The 16,602-nt window shown below is 69.5% G+C and carries 12 protein-coding genes; 9 read left to right on the top strand and 3 right to left on the bottom strand.

Translation table 11 applies throughout. From position 1 onward, the window contains the following. Positions 1 to 49: 49 nt before the first annotated feature. Together ACWEQO_RS25840 and ACWEQO_RS25845 are read left to right on the top strand one after the other, a co-directional pair. On the top strand, positions 50 to 448 hold the full coding sequence (locus tag ACWEQO_RS25840) for an OB-fold nucleic acid binding domain-containing protein (protein ID WP_361455471.1): 399 nt from the start codon (positions 50 to 52) through the stop codon (positions 446 to 448). A gap of 3 nt (positions 449 to 451) precedes the next feature. Then, positions 452 to 1,228, top strand: coding sequence for a DUF3159 domain-containing protein (locus ACWEQO_RS25845; protein ID WP_361455468.1), 777 nt, complete (start codon positions 452 to 454; stop codon positions 1,226 to 1,228). A gap of 88 nt (positions 1,229 to 1,316) precedes the next feature. Here ACWEQO_RS25845 and ACWEQO_RS25850 read toward each other — a convergent pair whose 3' ends face one another. Both ACWEQO_RS25850 and ACWEQO_RS25855 read right to left on the bottom strand, forming a co-directional pair. Next, positions 1,317 to 1,994: a potassium channel family protein gene (locus ACWEQO_RS25850; protein ID WP_361455465.1), complete on the bottom strand. Its 678-nt coding sequence runs from the start codon at positions 1,992 to 1,994 to the stop codon at positions 1,317 to 1,319. Next, positions 1,994 to 2,665 carry a potassium channel family protein gene (locus ACWEQO_RS25855; protein WP_361455462.1) on the bottom strand — a complete coding sequence of 224 codons (672 nt, stop codon included), beginning with the start codon at positions 2,663 to 2,665 and terminating at the stop codon, positions 1,994 to 1,996. Before ACWEQO_RS25855 ends, ACWEQO_RS25850 begins: the two co-directional genes overlap by 1 nt. Positions 2,666 to 3,243: 578 nt before the next feature. On the opposite strand from ACWEQO_RS25855, the gene ACWEQO_RS25860 reads away from it, so the two are divergent. The 6 genes from ACWEQO_RS25860 to ACWEQO_RS25885 all read left to right on the top strand — a co-directional run bounded on the left by ACWEQO_RS25860 (position 3,244) and on the right by ACWEQO_RS25885 (position 14,631). Further along, a complete protein-coding gene (locus ACWEQO_RS25860) occupies positions 3,244 to 5,289 on the top strand; it encodes an APC family permease (RefSeq protein ID WP_361455459.1) in 2,046 nt (681 codons plus the stop codon). Positions 5,290 to 5,356: 67 nt separating this feature from the next. Continuing rightward, entirely contained in the window at positions 5,357 to 6,685 is a 1,329-nt protein-coding gene (locus ACWEQO_RS25865; RefSeq protein ID WP_452985404.1) for a class I SAM-dependent RNA methyltransferase, read from the top strand. 1,734 nt (positions 6,686 to 8,419) lie between these two features. Further along, positions 8,420 to 8,851, top strand: coding sequence for a hypothetical protein (locus tag ACWEQO_RS25870; RefSeq protein WP_452985405.1), 432 nt, complete (start codon positions 8,420 to 8,422; stop codon positions 8,849 to 8,851). Further along, positions 8,841 to 9,506, top strand: a complete 666-nt coding sequence (locus tag ACWEQO_RS25875) for a hypothetical protein (RefSeq protein ID WP_452985406.1) — start codon at positions 8,841 to 8,843, stop codon at positions 9,504 to 9,506. The genes ACWEQO_RS25870 and ACWEQO_RS25875 overlap by 11 nt, the downstream gene beginning before the upstream one ends. Positions 9,507 to 9,508: 2 nt before the next feature. Continuing rightward, on the top strand, positions 9,509 to 14,254 hold the full coding sequence (locus ACWEQO_RS25880) for a putative T7SS-secreted protein (RefSeq protein ID WP_452985407.1): 4,746 nt from the start codon (positions 9,509 to 9,511) through the stop codon (positions 14,252 to 14,254). 2 nt (positions 14,255 to 14,256) lie between these two features. Continuing rightward, positions 14,257 to 14,631 carry a hypothetical protein gene (locus ACWEQO_RS25885; RefSeq protein WP_361455420.1) on the top strand — a complete coding sequence of 125 codons (375 nt, stop codon included), beginning with the start codon at positions 14,257 to 14,259 and terminating at the stop codon, positions 14,629 to 14,631. 105 nt (positions 14,632 to 14,736) lie between these two features. Here ACWEQO_RS25885 and ACWEQO_RS25890 read toward each other — a convergent pair whose 3' ends face one another. Then, positions 14,737 to 15,252: an erythromycin esterase family protein gene (locus ACWEQO_RS25890; RefSeq protein WP_452985408.1), complete on the bottom strand. Its 516-nt coding sequence runs from the start codon at positions 15,250 to 15,252 to the stop codon at positions 14,737 to 14,739. Positions 15,253 to 15,727: 475 nt separating this feature from the next. Between ACWEQO_RS25890 and ACWEQO_RS25895 the strand changes: the two genes are divergently transcribed. Further along, positions 15,728 to 16,453, top strand: coding sequence for a glycoside hydrolase family 11 protein (locus ACWEQO_RS25895; protein ID WP_361455417.1), 726 nt, complete (start codon positions 15,728 to 15,730; stop codon positions 16,451 to 16,453). The last annotated feature ends 149 nt before the right edge of the window (positions 16,454 to 16,602 follow it).

Below are 16,602 nucleotides of genomic sequence, written 5' to 3' on the forward strand. Positions count from 1 at the left end.
GTCACCAGGGGGTACGTAACCGTCGGAGCACCCCGGTACGCTTTCAGGCATGAGTGCTGTTCCTCGCTCGGGCAAACCGGCGGGCCGGTTCCGGCGTATGCTCGATCGGCTCTCCTCGTCACAGGAGGACCTGGAGTCCGAGGAGCTGCGCGAGGACACGGAGACCGCGGGCTGCACGCGGATAGACGACTGCCAGGACCGGCAGATCGTCACGGTTACTGGTACCTTGCGCACGGTCACGCTGCGGCCGCGCGCGGGAGTCCCGGCACTGGAGGCCGAACTGTTCGACGGCTCCGCCGCACTGGACGTGGTGTGGCTCGGCCGGCGCTCCATCCTCGGGATCGAACCGGGGCGCAAGCTGATCGCATCGGGCCGCATCGCCATGAGCAGGGGTCGCCGGGTGCTGTTCAATCCGAAATACGAACTGAGACCCCTCGGACGGGAGTAGCCGGTGACGTCACTCGACAAGCCGACGACCGAAGACACATCTGCCGACGACGCCAAGGCGGTGACCGAGGCCGCCCTGTTCGAGGCGTTCGGCGGAGTGCGGGGCATGGTCGAGACGGTGCTGCCCGGACTCCTCTTCGTCAGCATCTACACGATCAACAAGGACCTGCACATGTCGGCGATCGCGGCGCTCGCCGTGTCGCTGGTGATGGTCGTGGTCCGGCTGGTGATGAAGGACACCGTCAAGCACGCCTTCAGCGGTGTCTTCGGCGTCGGCTTCGGTGTGGTCTTCGCGATGATGACCGGCAACGCCAAGGACTTCTACCTGCCGGGCATGCTCTACACCCTGGGCCTGGCCCTGGCCTACATCATCACCGCGATGGCCGGTGTCCCGCTGATCGGACTGATGCTGGGCCCCGTCTTCCGGGAGAACCTCTCCTGGCGCACCCGCAACCCGGGCCGCAAGAAGGCGTACACCAAGGCCAGTTGGGCCTGGGGACTGATCCTGCTCGGCAAGAGCGCGATCCTGTTCCCGCTGTACTGGTGGGCGGACACGACGCAGCTGGGCTGGGTGCTGGTCGCCCTGAAGATCCCGCCGTTCCTGCTCGCCGTGTACCTGACGTGGGTGTTCCTGGCGAAGGCACCGCCGCCGATCGACGTGTTCGCGGAGATGGAGGCGGAGGAGCGGGCCGAGGAGGAGCGCAGGGCCGCCCGCGAGGCGGAGACGGCCGGGCCGGCGGGGAACGGCGGGTCGACGACCGGCCGGCACCGCCGCCCCTGAGTCCGAGTTCCGCAGCCGCGTGCGTGCGTGGGGGCGCCCGGAGAACACCGGGCGCCCCCACGCACGTACAGCCGCCGGAGGGCGGGCCCTAGCGTGCCGCGTCGTTCCGGCGTACCGACAGCAGGTCCTCCAGTTGCTCCTCGCGGGACTGGGCGGCCACGAAGAGCAGCTCGTCGCCCGCCTCCAGGGAGTCCTCCCGGGTCGGCGTGAGAACGCGCGTCCCACGGATGATCGTGACCAGTGAGGTGTCCTGGGGCCACTGGACGTCGCCGACCCGGGTGCCCGCCAGCGCCGACTCCTCGGGCAGGGTCAGCTCGACCAGGTTGGCGTCACCGTGGCTGAAGCGCAGCAGCCGGACCAGGTCGCCGACGCTGACCGCCTCCTCCACCAGGGCCGACATCAGGCGCGGGGTGGAGACGGCGACGTCCACGCCCCAGGACTCGTTGAACAGCCACTCGTTCTTGGGGTTGTTCACCCGGGAGACGACGCGCGGGACGCCGTACTCCGTCTTCGCCAGCAGGGAGACGACCAGGTTGACCTTGTCGTCTCCGGTCGCGGCGATGACGACGTTGCAGCGCTGGATCGCGGCCTCGTCCAGGGACGTGATCTCGCAGGCGTCGGCGAGCAGCCACTCGGCCTGCGGAACGCGCTCGACCGAGATGGCGGTCGGCGCCTTGTCGATGAGCAGGACCTCGTGGCCGTTCTCCAGCAGCTCGCCCGCGATCGAGCGGCCGACGGCGCCGGCTCCGGCGATGGCGACCCTCATCAGTGACCGCCCTCCTCTTCGGGACCCTTGGCGAACGCCGCCTCGACCCGGTCGATCTCGTCGGTGCGCATCATCACGTGCACCAGGTCCCCCTCCTGCAACACCGTCTGGGAGCTGGGCAGGATCGCCTCACCGAGCCGGGTGAGGAAGGCCACGCGGACGCCGGTCCGGTCCTGCAGTTTGCTGATCTTGTGTCCCACCCAGGCCGGGGAGGTGTGCACCTCGGCGAGCTGGACCCCGCCGGTGGGGTCGCGCCACAACGGCTCCGCGCCCGAGGGGAGCAGCCGGCGCAGCATCTGGTCGGCGGTCCAGCGGACCGTCGCGACCGTGGGGATGCCCAGGCGTTGGTAGACCTCCGCGCGCCGGGGGTCGTAGATGCGGGCGGCGACGTTCTCGACGCCGAACATCTCACGGGCCACCCGCGCGGCGATGATGTTGGAGTTGTCCCCGCTGGAGACGGCGGCGAAGGCGCCGGCCTCCTCGATGCCCGCCTCGCGCAGGGTGTCCTGGTCGAAGCCGACCCCGGTGACCCGGCGGCCGTTGAAGGCGGAGCCCAGACGGCGGAAGGCGGTCGGGTCCTGGTCGATCACGGCGATCGTGTGCCCCTGCCCCTCCAGGGTCTGGGCCAGGGCGGAACCCACCCTTCCGCAACCCATGATGACAATATGCATCGCCTTACACCGCGCTTCCTGCAGGCCCGTCGATCTTCATGACCATCGTGCTCATGTCCCTCTTTCGGCTCGCCGGGCAACCCGTGGCGGCCTGAGTGCCGACCGCCGGGCAACATCATGCCGGGGCGGAGCGCTTCCGACGTCCTCCGGGGCTCCGGTGCTCCGGGTTCCGGGGGTTCCGGTCGCAGCGTGCGGGGGGCCGCGTCCGGGCGTCCGGGTCCAACGTATCGGCATGGCGGGGCGATCAGCGGCGGGTGATGCTGCGCACGCTCGCCAGGGCCAGGATCCCGAGACAGAGAAGCGCGGTCACGGCACCGATCAGTTCGGCGGACGCGTGCATGGAACCTCCACGGAGGGCAGCGGACGGGGCCCGGTCATCGCCCAGTCATATAGGCATGGAACCGGCGTCTCCCGCGGAACCCGCAGCGCCACCACCCCGTGTTTTCACCCGGAGAGCAGAGGCGCCCGCCCCCGCGGCGCGAGCCCCGTTCGGAACTCGTTTGGAACCCGTTCGGAACCCGTATGGATGTGAGCGGCGGACGGGAGTCCCCGTGTTCGAAGGCATACGATCCTCAGTTGTGTCCAAACTGACCGACGTGCCCAAACGCATTCTCATCGGGCGCGCGTTGCGCAGCGACCGCTTGGGCGAAACGCTTCTGCCCAAGCGCGTCGCACTCCCCGTCTTCGCCTCCGACCCGCTGTCGTCCGTGGCGTACGCACCCGGTGAGGTCCTGCTCGTCCTCTCCGTCGCCGGTCTGTCGGCGTACCACTTCAGTCCCTGGATCGCGCTCGCGATCATCGCCCTGATGGTCACCGTGGTCGCCTCCTACCGGCAGAACGTGCACGCCTACCCCAGCGGGGGCGGTGCCTACGAGGTGGTGACCACCAACCTCGGTTCCAGGGCCGGCCGGACCGTCGCGAGCGCCCTGCTGGTCGACTACGTCCTCACCGTCGCCGTGTCGATCTCCGCCGGCGTCGAGAACCTTGGCTCGGCGATCCCGTTCATGGTCGAGCACAAGGTGGCCTGCGCCATTGCCGTGATCGTACTGCTGACGCTGATGAACCTGCGCGGCGTCCGGGAGTCGGGCACGCTCTTCGCCATCCCGACGTACGTCTTCGTGACGAGTGTCTTCATCATGATCGCGTGGGGCGCGTTCCGCGGCGTGGTGCTCGGCGACGAGATGCGGGCGCCGACGGCGGACTTCGAGATCAAGCCCGAACACCCCGGCCTGGCGGGCTTCGCCCTGTTCTTCCTGCTGCTGCGCGCCTTCTCCTCCGGCTGCGCCGCGCTCACCGGCGTCGAGGCGATCTCCAACGGCGTCCCGGCCTTCCGCAGGCCCAAGTCCAAGAACGCGGCGACCACGCTCGCGATGATGGGACTGCTCGCCGTCACCATGTTCTGCGGCATCATCGTCCTGGCCGGCACGACCCGGGTGCGCCTGGCCGAGAACCCGGCCACGGACCTCTTCCACGACGGCGTACCGCTGGGCCCGGGCTACGTACAGCATCCGGTGATCTCGCAGGTGGCCGCAGCCGTGTTCGGCCAGGGCAGCCTGCTCTTCCTCCTCCTGGCCGGCGCCACCGCGCTGGTGCTGTTCCTCGCCGCGAACACCGCCTACAACGGCTTCCCGCTGCTCGGTTCGATCCTCGCCCAGGACCGCTACCTCCCGCGTCAGCTGCACACCCGCGGCGACCGGCTCGCCTTCTCCAACGGCATCGTGCTGCTGGCCGCCGCCGCAAGCGTGCTGGTGTGGGTGTACGGCGCCAGCACGACGCGCCTGATCCAGCTCTACATCGTCGGCGTGTTCGTGTCCTTCACCCTCAGCCAGATCGGCATGGTCCGGCACTGGAACCGCCTGCTGGCCACCGAGAAGGAGCAGGCCGAACGCCGCCACATGATCCGCTCCCGGGCCATCAACGCCTTCGGCGCCTTCTTCACCGGCCTGGTCCTGGTCGTCGTGCTCGTCTCCAAGTTCACCCACGGCGCCTGGGTCGCGCTGCTCGGCATGTGCGTCTTCTACGTGACGATGACGATGATCCGCCGGCACTACGACCGCGTCGCCGATGAGGTCGCCGCACCGGAGGAGCCGAGCGACGACATGGTGCGCCCGTCCCGGGTCCACATGGTCGTCCTGGTCTCCAGGATCCACCGCCCCACCCTGCGCGCCCTCGCCTACGCCAAGCTGATGCGCTCCGACAGCCTCGAGGCGCTCAGCGTCAACGTCGACGCGGCGGAGACCCGGGCGCTGCACGAGGAGTGGGAACGGCGCGGCATCGATGTGCCCCTGAAGGTGCTGGACTCCCCGTACCGCGAGGTCACCCGGCCGGTCATCGAGTACGTCAAGAACCTGCGCAGGGAATCGCCGCGGGACGTGGTGTCCGTGATCATCCCCGAGTACGTGGTCGGCCACTGGTACGAGCAGCTGCTGCACAACCAGAGCGCGCTGCGGCTCAAGGGCCGGCTGCTGTTCACCCCGGGCGTGATGGTGACCTCGGTGCCGTACCAGCTGCAGTCCTCCGAGGCGGCCAGGCGGCGCGCCCGCAAGCGGGCGAACTGGTCGGCGCCGGGCGCGGTGCGGCGCGGTCCGGCGGAGCGGTCGAAGGACTCCTTCCCGCACACGTAGACTGGACGGCTGTTGTCGCGGGCCGCCGCCCGCACTTTCGCCCCCGATGTTGTGGAGTCACCCCGCCATGCAGGCAGAACCGAGGAAATCGCTGGTGGGGGAGGAGTACGAGGTCGAGGTCGGCCCCGTCGCCCACGGCGGTCACTGCATCGCCCGTACGTCCGAGGGACAGGTGCTGTTCGTCCGGCACGCGCTGCCCGGCGAGCGGGTCGTCGCGCGGGTGACCGAGGGCGAGGAAGGGGCCCGCTTCCTGCGCGCGGACGCGGTGACGGTGCTCGACGCCTCCAAGGACCGGATCGACGCCCCCTGCCCGTACGCCGGGCCCGGCCGCTGCGGCGGCTGCGACTGGCAGCACGTCAAGCCGGGAGCGCAGCGGCGGCTGAAGGGCGAGGTCGTCGCCGAGCAGCTGCGGCGGCTCGCCGGGCTCACGCCCGAGGAGGTCGGCTGGGACGGCACGGTGGTCCCCGCCGAGGGCGACAAACTCCCCGCCGGCCAGGTCCCGGCATGGCGCACGCGCGTGCAGTACGCGGTGACCGCCGACGGCCGCGCGGGACTGCGCCGGCACCGCTCGCACGAGGTCGAGCCCATCGACCACTGCATGATCGCCGCGGAGGGCGTCAGCGAGCTGGGCATCGAGAAGCGGGACTGGACGGGCATGGACTCCGTCGAGGCGATCGCCGCGACGGGTTCGCAGGACCGCCAGGTCGTCCTGACCCCGAAACCCGGCGCCCGCCTGCCCCTGGTCGAACTGGACCGTCCCGTCTCCGTCCTGCGCATCGACGAACGCAACGGCCAGGTGCACCGCGTCCACGGCCGCCCCTTCGTCCGCGAACGCGCCGACGGCCGTACCCACCGGGTCGCGAACGGCGGCTTCTGGCAGGTCCACCCGAAGTCGGCGGACACCCTGGTCACCGCGGTCATGCAGGGCCTGCTGCCCCGCAAGGGCGACACGGCACTCGACCTGTACTGCGGCGCCGGCCTGTTCGCGGGCGCGCTGGCCGACCGGGTCGGCGAGCAGGGCGCGGTCCTCGGCATCGAGTCCGGCAAGCGCGCGGTCGAGGACGCCCGGCACAACCTCGCCGACTTCCCCCGCGTCCGCATCGAACAGGGCAAGGTCGACTCCGTCCTGCCCCGCACCGGCATCACCGAGGTCGACCTCGTCGTCCTCGACCCGCCCCGCGCGGGCGCCGGCCGCAAGACCGTGGCCCACCTGACCTCCCTGGGCGCCCGCCGCATCGCCTACGTCGCCTGCGACCCGGCCGCCCTCGCCCGCGACCTGGCGTACTTCCGGGACGGCGGGTACCGGGTACGGATGCTGCGCGTGTTCGACCTGTTCCCGATGACGCACCACGTGGAGTGCGTGGCGATCCTTGAGCCTGCGGGAAAGGGGCGCTGACCTGCGGTTTTGTGGAAGCGGGGGATGAATTCGACGTCTTTCCCCGGTGGAAACAGTTCGAGGCGTGACGGCTTGGCCCCATGGACTCCGGCCTGGGCTTTTCCGGTGCGGTGGCTGATTGCTGCCTGGTCTGCGGACGGGGCGTCCTGGAAGTCCTGACGCTGGAATGACGCTCGTCCTGACGGGCTTTCAGGTGGGGTGGTGCGCAGACACGGGCGGCTGTCAGGGACGGGGCGGGCGGTGAAGCGGGTGGCCGAGACGCTGCGGCCGAACTCGTCGTCCGTATCGCCGACCGGCTCGACTTCCCCAGCCCCACCCACTTCAGCAAGTTCTTCCACCGGCACACTGGCCGGTCCCAGATCTGGACTCCGGCGGCAACCGGGAGCCGACGCTGAACGCCGGGCTGGTCAGGTCGGTAACCGGCCCGTCCTTGTCGATGCCGGCGGCGGACGGATGACGCGGGTTTCACGTGCCGCCCATGTGTCGACGTCGACGAGGGAGCGAGGAAGTGTTCGACCTTCTGTCGCACGTCGGAATCCGCAGGTCGGGGATGGCGTATCCGCCATCCCGAGGGTTCAACTCGCCTCGGCGGGGCGTCTCGTGGACTGCCGCCTCTACGGAGATCGGTCTGGGGCCGTGTGCCGGAACGCGTGACGCTGGATCCCCCGCACCACGACGCGGGAAGCGACCCAGTGGGGTACCGCTGTGCAGCCGGTTCGGCCGGCGCGCTTCGGAGGCCCGCTCGGCATGGAGAAGGCTGACCATGCGCGGATGCGGTGACTGCGGCAGTAGCACTTCACGCCGGGCGGCAAGCGGGGCGCCCGCGGACGCTTTCCGGCCACGCGCTACCCCGTCGGCGCATCCTGCTCGGCTGACGCCCGGACCGATGCGGCCAACGACGACGAAGATCTGGAAGACCCAGGAGTGAGAAAGCTACCGTCCTGCCGGTGGTCGTCGTCTGCCTGAGCGGCTTGGTGAGACCGGACTCCTGGCCCTTGGCGGGAAGCTGGGCGGCTCCCGTCAGATCTTGATCACGGTGCCCCGCGTCCCGCAGTTTCGTCGTGTGGTGATCCACTTCGACGTGTTTGCGGATCATCACGTGGGACCCGGAAGCGCCCCGCCGTTCTTCCGAAGGGGCCGATGACCTGCGGTTCCGTATGTGTCGGAAGTCCGATGCGTCTCTGGGGATCTGGGGGAGGCGATACCGACGGGGCCGGCCGCGGGAACCTGACGCTCGATCGACGCCGTTCCTGATGCGGCTTCAGGAGCGTGTTGTGGGCCCTCAGTCCGCCCGAGCGAGCGGTTCCAGGATGTCGAGGTCGCTTACCGGGCGGGTCGCGTCGGAGGTGGTGGCCGTCGGAAGCGGAGGCCCTCGAAGGTGCTGAGCGGCCGACGAGGCCGAGGAGGAGAAGGTGTCCAACGGTTGAGCTCCGAGGACCCGCTCCGGGAACCGGCACGCGGCTCGCGCTCGACCCACGTGGCGGCGCGGGCCTCGCCGTTCGTCCGGCGTGCCGTGTGGGACACACCGGAGTGATCCCCCTGCGTCCGGCGCACCGGCCTCCGTTCGCAGGGGCGCGTCGCCGTCGGTGCGGTTCAGATCCCGTGAACCTCGGTGCCCAGATCAACGGAGCCTGGCGGGGCCCGGTCGAGTTTCACGAGAACCACCGCCCCCTTCACGCGCGTCTGTTCTACGGTGCCGTCAGTCACCTTTGGCATCGTGACGAGGGAGGGGTCGTGGAGCAGCCCAGGACGGCGTTGGCCGAGCGAATAGCCGAGCAGCGGGCGGGGCTTGGCGATCCTCGGGCGCTGGTGGGTGAGATGCGGCGGTCGGTGCTTCTGGTTCCGTCCGTCGACGGCCGCCTGTGGAGCGCGCATTCGGGTGGGGTGCGGTGGGTGTGTGCCTTCACGGACGAGACGGCGCTGGCCCATTTCGCGGAGCAACGCGGGATGACGGAACGGCCGTTGGAGTACGCGGCGTTGCTGGGGGCCCGGATCGTGGACGAGATCGTGCCGGGGCTGGGGGAGCCGGTCGGTCTGGCGGTGGACATCGCCGACGAGGACGGGTCGATGTTCTTCCCGCCGGTCACCGGGATCGTGCCCGACGAAGCTGCCGTCGACGCCGTCGACGTCGGCTCGGACGGGGAGGGGGACGGGCGTGGCCGCTGAGGACGTGGACCTGAATCTCGATGCGGCGTCGGTGGCGAGGTTCACCAAGGGGGTGGGCGCCACCATCGACGGGCTGGGCGACCTGGGCGGCGCCACCGGCTCGATCATGGGCAAGGGCTTCTCCGGGCTGTCGATGACCGGGATGGAGGCCGGGCACCACGGCCTGTCGGTGGACTTCGAGGACTTCTGCGAGCGCTGGGAGTGGGGCGTGCGCGCCCTGGTGAACGACGCCGGCCAGATCGCGAACCGCCTGGGGCTGGCGGCGGGCACCCTGTGGGAGCACGACCAGTACGTCGCGGGATCGCTGAAGGTGGGGGTCAACGCCCTGATGGGCGGCAACCCGCATGCCTCCGAGGAGGAGATCACCCAGCAGGGCTGGGGCGAGGTGTTCACGCCGGACTACCTGGACCCGGACTGGAGCCGCGAGTCGTTCGAGCGGGCCGGTGAGGAGATCGAGCAGACCTGGAAGGACACCGGCCGTTCGCTGCTCACGGAGGGGAGGGGCGGACAGCAGTCACAGATGCTCAACGAGGCGCTGGGCATCGACGAGGGCGAGTGGAACCGGGCGCTGGACGACACGTTCGGCCCGTCGCCCGAGGAACGTGCTCAACAGGCGCAGCAACAGGGCGGTCAGGGCGGCGACGGGGGTAACTGAGCGTGGGCATCGGCGACTTCATCAAGGACATCACGCCGGACTCGGTGGAGGAGGCGGTCGAGGACGGTGTCGAGTGGCTCGGCGACCGGGTCGAGGGCGCGGGCAACTGGACCGCGGACCGACTGGACGAGGCCGGCTGGGAGTCGGGTGCGGACTGGGTGCGCGAGCAGTCGCGTTCGGTCGCGAACCGGATGGGCGCCGAGGTCGACGAGATGGACCTCGGGGACACCGAGGACAAGACCAAACTGGTCTACGGCAGTCCGGAGAAGATCCGTTCCACCGCTGAGAAACTCCGCGCCTTCCACAAGGCGTTCGACGACGCCGGTGAGGGGCTGAAGGGCCTGGACTCCTCACAGCTCAAGGGCGAGACGGCCGAGGCGCTGCGCAAGGCGGTGAGCACCCAGCCGCCGAAGTGGTTCACCGGTGCCGACGCCTGCGAGAAGGCGGCCGGCGCCCTGGAGTCGTTCGCCTCCACCGTGACCTGGGCGCAGGGACAGGCGCAGACGGCGATCGACAAATGGAAGGACGGCGTCAAGGCGTCCGAGGACGCCGCCGACGCCCACCGCACGAAGGTCGACACGTACAACAAGGCCGTCGACCGCTACAACGCCCTGCCCGCCGACAAGCGCGATCCGTCCACGCTCCCGCCCTGCCCGGCGCCGACGTTCGACGACCCGGGCAAGAAGCTGATGAGCGAGGCGCAGGAGATCCTGGCCGAGGCCCGCAAGCAGCGCAACACCGCGGCGGAGACGGCCCGCAGCGCGGTGCGCGCGGCCCGGGACACGGCTCCGGAGAAGCCGTCGTACACGCAGCAGCTCGGCGATGGTCTGCAGGACTTGCAGATCATGGGCGACCACGTCGGCGGCGGCATCATCAAGGGCACCGCCGGGCTGCTCACCTTCGTGCGGGGCATCAACCCGCTGGACCCGTACAACCTCACCCACCCGGCCGAGTACGCCACCAGTCTCAACAGCCTGGCCTCCGGCCTGGTGCTGGCCGCCAACGACCCGGTCGGCACCGGCAAGCAGATGGTCAGCGACTTCATGAAGGACCCCTACGAGGGCTTCGGCCGTCTGCTGCCGGACGTCGCGCTGACCGTGGCCACCGGCGGGGGCGGCGCCGCCGTCAAGGGCGTGCGCATCGCCGCGGACGCGGCCGACGCCGCGCGGGTGCGCCGGCTGGTCGACGACGCGCCCGACGGCACCCACAACCGCCCCGACAGCAGCCGCACCACCGACGGCACCGACCCCGTCGACCTGGCCTCCGGCCGCATGTTCCTGCCCCAGACGGACGTGGACATCCCCGGCATCCTGCCGCTGGTCTTCACCCGCCGCACCGAGTCGGGCTGCACGGCCGGCCGTTTCCTGGGGCCGTCCTGGACCTCCACCGTCGACGAACGCCTGGAGATCGACCCGGTCGGCGTCCTCCACGTCACCCCCGACGGGCTGCTGATCACCTATCCGCATCCCGTCCCCGGCGCCCCCACCCGTCCCGAGTCCGGCCCCGCCCGCACCCTGCTGGCCCGTGACGCGGACGGCGACTACACGCTCACCGACCCCGACACCGGTCTGGTCCGCCGCTTCACCGCCCCGGCCGGCAGCGAACCCGGTGGCGACGGCGACGCCTGGCTGATGTCCGTCGCCGAACGCAACGGCCACACGATCACCGTCGACCGCACCGAGGACGGGCTGCCGACGGCCCTGGTCCACTCGGCCGGCTCCCGAATGAAGCTGACCACCGCCGACGGCCGGATCACCGCACTCGTCCTGGCCGGCGCGGGCGAGAACGGCGCCGACCTGCCGCTGATGTCCTACGGCTACGACCAGGACGGCAACCTCACCACCGTCACCAAACCCTCCGGCGCCACCACCACCTTCGCCTACGACGACCACCGCCGCGTCACCGCCTGGATCGACTCCAACAACAGCCGCTACGACTACGCCTACGACGACCGCAACCGCGTCATCGCCGAAGGCGGCGAAGCCGGCCACGTTCAGATCACCCTCACCTACACCGAACCCGACCCGGACACCGGCCACCGCACCACCACCCTCACCACCGCCGCCGGCCGCACCACCCGCCACCTGATCGACGCGCACTGCCGGGTGACCGCCACCACCGATCCCCTGGGCCACACCACCCGCTTCACCTACGACACCCACGGCAACCTGCTCACCCGCACCGACCCGCTGGGCGCCACCACCGCCCACACGTACGACCACGACGGCCGACTGACCGGCGTGATCCGGCCCGACGGAAGCGAACTGCGCATCACACGCGGCCCGTTCGGCCTGCCGACCGAGCTCGTCGGCCCGGACGGGGCACGGTGGCGCCAGGAGTTCGACGAACGTGGCAACCGAACGACGATCACCGATCCCTCCGGCCACACCACTCGCCTCGCATACGATGACCACGGCCGTCTCGTCGCCGTCACCGACCCTTTGGGTGCCGTCACCAGGATGCGTTCCGACACGGCGGGGCTGCCGGTCGAAATCATCGACCCGGCCGGCGGCATCACCCGCATCGAGCGTGACGCTCTCGGCCGAGAGATCCGCGTCACCGATCCCGTGGGCGCCGTCACCGGGTACTCCTGGACCGCCGACGGCGAACTCGCCGTCAAGACGCGTCCCGACGGTTCGACCGACTCCTGGACATACGACGGCGAGGGCAACTGCCTGACCCACACCGATGTGGCCGGCGGAGTCACCCGCTTCGAGTACACCCACTTCGACCTCCTCGCCGCACGCACCGGTCCGGACGGCGCGCGCTACGAGTTCCGGCACGACGCCGATCTCCGGCTCACCCGTGTAACCGCACCGCAGGGGCTCGCCTGGACCTACGAGTACGACGCGGCCGGACGCCTGGTCTCCGAAGCCGACTTCGACGATCGCACCGTCACCTATCAGCTGGACGCCGCTGGGCAGCTCGTCACCCGGACCGACCGCCTTGGCGGAACCATCCGATACACCTACGACGAGCTCGGCCGGATGACACGCAAGGACGCGGCCGGGCGCGTCACGACCTACGTCCACGATCCGGCCGGACGGCTGGTACAGGCGTCCGGGCCGGACGGCGAGCTCGTCCGACGCTACGACCGGCGAGGTCTGCTCAAAACCGAGCTGGTCGACGGCCGAGCACTCGACTTCGCCTACGACGCGGCGGGCCGCCGGGCCCGGCGCACCACCCCCACGGGGGTGGTCACCACCTACGCCTACGACGCGGCGGGACGCCCCACCCGAGTGATCTCCGGCGGGCATGAGATCGCCTTCACCCACGACGAGGCGGGCCGGGAGCTCCAGCGCGTCTTCGGCGGCACCCTGACGTTCACTTCCGCCTGGGACGAGGCCGGACGTCTTTTCTCCCAGCACCTCGCGGTCGGCCGCCGCACTCTCAACCGCCGCACCTACGCCTACCGTGCCGACGGGCACCTCAGTGCGGTCTCCGACCAACTGTCGGGGCCCCGCACCTTCGACCTCGACCCGGTCGGCCGAGTCACCGCGGTGCACGCCCAGGGCTGGACCGAGCATTACGCCTACGACGCCGTCGGCAACCAGACCGAGGCGTCATGGCCGGCCTCCCACCCCGGCCATGAGGCCACGGGGGCCCGCGCCTACGCCGGGACCACCATCATCCGGGCCGGAAACATCCGCTTCGAGCACGACGCTCTCGGCCGCATCGTGATGCGGCAGAAGACACGCCTGTCCCGCAAGCCCGACACCTGGCACTACGAGTGGGACGCCGAGGACCGCCTGACCGCGGTGATCACTCCGGACGGCACCCGGTGGCGCTATACCTACGACCCACTGGGCCGGCGTACAGCCAAACACCGTCTCGCGGAGGACGGCGAGACGGTGGTCGAGGAGATCCGTTTCACCTGGGACGGAATGACGCTATGTGAACAGACGACGACCGCAGATGACCTGCCGAATCCTGTGGCTCTCACCTGGGACCACCGTGGCCTGGCTCCTCTCGCCCAGACAGAACGCATCCTCACACCGGACACACGTCAGGCCGAGGTGGACCGGCGGTTCTTCGCGATCGTGACGGACCTGATCGGCGCCCCCACCGAACTCGTCGACGAGTCCGGCGACATTGCCTGGCGCACCCGAAGCACTCTTTGGGGAGCCACAGCTTGGACGCGCTCCGGAACCGCCTACACGCCGCTCCGCTTCCCGGGTCAGTACTACGACCCCGAAACGGGACTCCACTACAACCTCTTCCGGCACTACGACCCGGCCACTGCCCGCTACGTCACCCCGGATCCGCTTGGCCTCGCCCCCGCACCCAATCCGGCAACCTACGTGCGCAATCCGCACAAAACATCCGACCCGCTCGGGTTGTCACCCTACAAGCCCCGCGAAGTACCTCAGGGTCTGACTCTCGAACAATTCGAAGAGCTCGGGCGGATCGTGCGAGAAGGCGCCGGCCACCTCGGCGACGACATCGCAGTCCAAGGCAGTCGCGCGGCTGGCACCGCCCGACCGGATTCCGACATCGATCTCGCGATCCGGGTCACTCCCGAGCGTTTCGACGAGCTGATCCGAGAGCGGTTCGGCACACCGAACCCGGACAGCGCCAAAGAACGAACCATGCAATGGGCCATCGAAACCGGTAAGATCCAGGCAGGTGAAGCTGGCTTGCGTGGCGTACGTAAGCAACTCGAAGCGTCCCTCGGAATGGAGGTCGACGTGTCGATCATCAGACACGGGGGCCCCTTCGACAATCCACCCTTCATCGAGGTTCCATGAACATGTCCGACGACATCGACACATACTGCAAGGTGTTCCTTCAGGGGGTAGATCCGTCAGAAGCCGGGGAAAAAATTTCCTCCCTTCTCGGTGAAGAAACCCGCGAACATCTCTGGCGAATCTCCCATGCGGAGGTCGAAGTCCGCCGGAACCCCGATGCGGGCGCTGCCGCCGACTTCATCGGATGGCCCACGGTGATCGAGGTCGAAACGGAACCGGATACCCCAGGCGATTCCGTAGTGGCACTGGTCAGCGGAATTCTCACAACGCTGTGGGAATCCGGCGTTCCCGCTGTAGCCGCCTGCGACTTCGAGGAGATGCTGCCCTGGCGGGGCGGCATCGACCGCTTCGGCGGGCCTTCGACCTCCGTTCACTGACCCGTGAAAACATAATGAACCAGACCTAGCGGACACCTGTGCCTGCGACCCCGAAACCGGCCTGCACTGCAACCTGTTTCGCCACTATGACCCGGAAATAGGCTGCTATACGACTCCTGACCCGGTGGCGCTACCGCTACGTAGTAGTCGCCGCGTACGGCGTCCGCGAGCCGCGCCTCCAGGGGAACGGATGCCGGTGCCGATGCGGTGCGGTATCGGCGGGCCCTGGAGGTCGTCGCCGCGCCGGGCGAGAAAGGACCCCTTGCCGAAGAAGAGGGCCAGGGCGTAGTAGGCGTCGCCGTACCGTTCGCGGAGCCTGCTGCCGAGGGCGGGGACCTGCTCCCCGTATGTGCCTTTCGCGATGTGGCCGTTGTGCGCCCAGACCATGACGCGCGCCTTCGGGGCGTCGTCCACGAGCCGGGTGACGGCCTCGGCCATGTAGCGGTCACGCGCGGCGAACACTCTCTCCTCACCGGCCGAGGGGTCGAAGGGGCGCGTCACCAGGTCGGCGGCGCGGACGAGGATCCGCGCGTGTTCCAGGGCCGCGTCCGCGCCGTCGCCGGGACCGGACTGCTCGCGACGGTCCGCGACGAGGCGGGCGACCTCCTCCACGTGCCGCATCAGGGCCCGGTCCGGGTCGGGAAGTGACGCGCATTTCGCCGCGTCGTACGCGGTGACCCGGGCCAGGCCGTTCGCGTGCAGTTGTTCCCGGTGGAGGCCGCCGCAGTCGCGTCCACGCCGGTTCGAAAGTTTCGAACATCGGGAACATGATTGCGCTACGTCACTTCCTTGTCTCGTTCCTCCCCTCGCAGAGGTTCGCATAAAAGGTGGCTTGAACAGCGGAAACGCGCTCACCTGGATCTCTTCTGGTTGAAGAAGTATTTCCGAAAGAATGTCGAAAGCGTTGACAGGGTCATGGTGCTCTACGAAAACTGTGGCCACCGAACGGCAGGAGACCCCCGTTCCCCTCGCGACATGTGACCGAGGGTGGCGGTCGGTCGTTGCGGCACGACGACGGGCGACCCAGCCGTGTTCCACGCAAGGCCGCGGGCAGCAGAAGCCGCCCGCCCCCCACCAGCCTTCATCGGGAGGACGCATGCAGCAGGACGGCACTCAGCAGGACCAGATCCAGCAGAACCCCGCTCCCTTCAGCAGCTTGAGCCGACGAGGCTTCCTCGGCGGCGCCGGCACCGTCGCGCTCGCCACCGCGTCCGGACTGCTGCTGCCCGGCACCGCCCACGCCGCCACCACCATCACCACCAACCAGACCGGCTACGACGGCATGTACTACTCGTTCTGGACCGACGGCGGCGGCTCCGTCTCCATGACGCTCAACGGCGGCGGCAGTTACAGCACCCGGTGGACCAACTGCGGCAACTTCGTCGCCGGCAAGGGCTGGAACACCGGCGGACGCAGGACGGTCCGCTACACCGGCTACTTCAACCCGTCGGGCAACGGCTACGGCTGCCTCTACGGCTGGACGTCGAACCCACTGGTGGAGTACTACATCGTCGACAACTGGGGCAGCTACCGGCCCACCGGTGAGTACAGGGGCACCGTCCACAGCGACGGCGGCACGTACGACATCTACAAGACGACGCGGTACAACGCCCCCTCCGTCGAGGGCACCCGTACCTTCGACCAGTACTGGAGCGTCCGGCAGTCGAAGGTGACCAGCGGCTCCGGCACCATCACCACCGGCAACCACTTCGACGCCTGGGCGCGCGCGGGCATGAACATGGGCCAGTTCAGGTACTACATGATCATGGCCACCGAGGGTTACCAGAGCAGCGGAAGCTCGAACATCACGGTCAGCGGCTGACCTCTGTCCGGCGAACAACCGGCTGCGGGCTCCGTCCTCGTGGCGGGTCCCGCAGCCGTGGCGAACTCGCCACCGCGGTGGGGGCGTCCTCGGCCGAAGGCCGGGGAGGGCCGAGCGCTTCGACAACCAGCACTTCCACACAGTGATCG

This window comes from Streptomyces sp. NPDC004051, assembly GCF_053604275.1.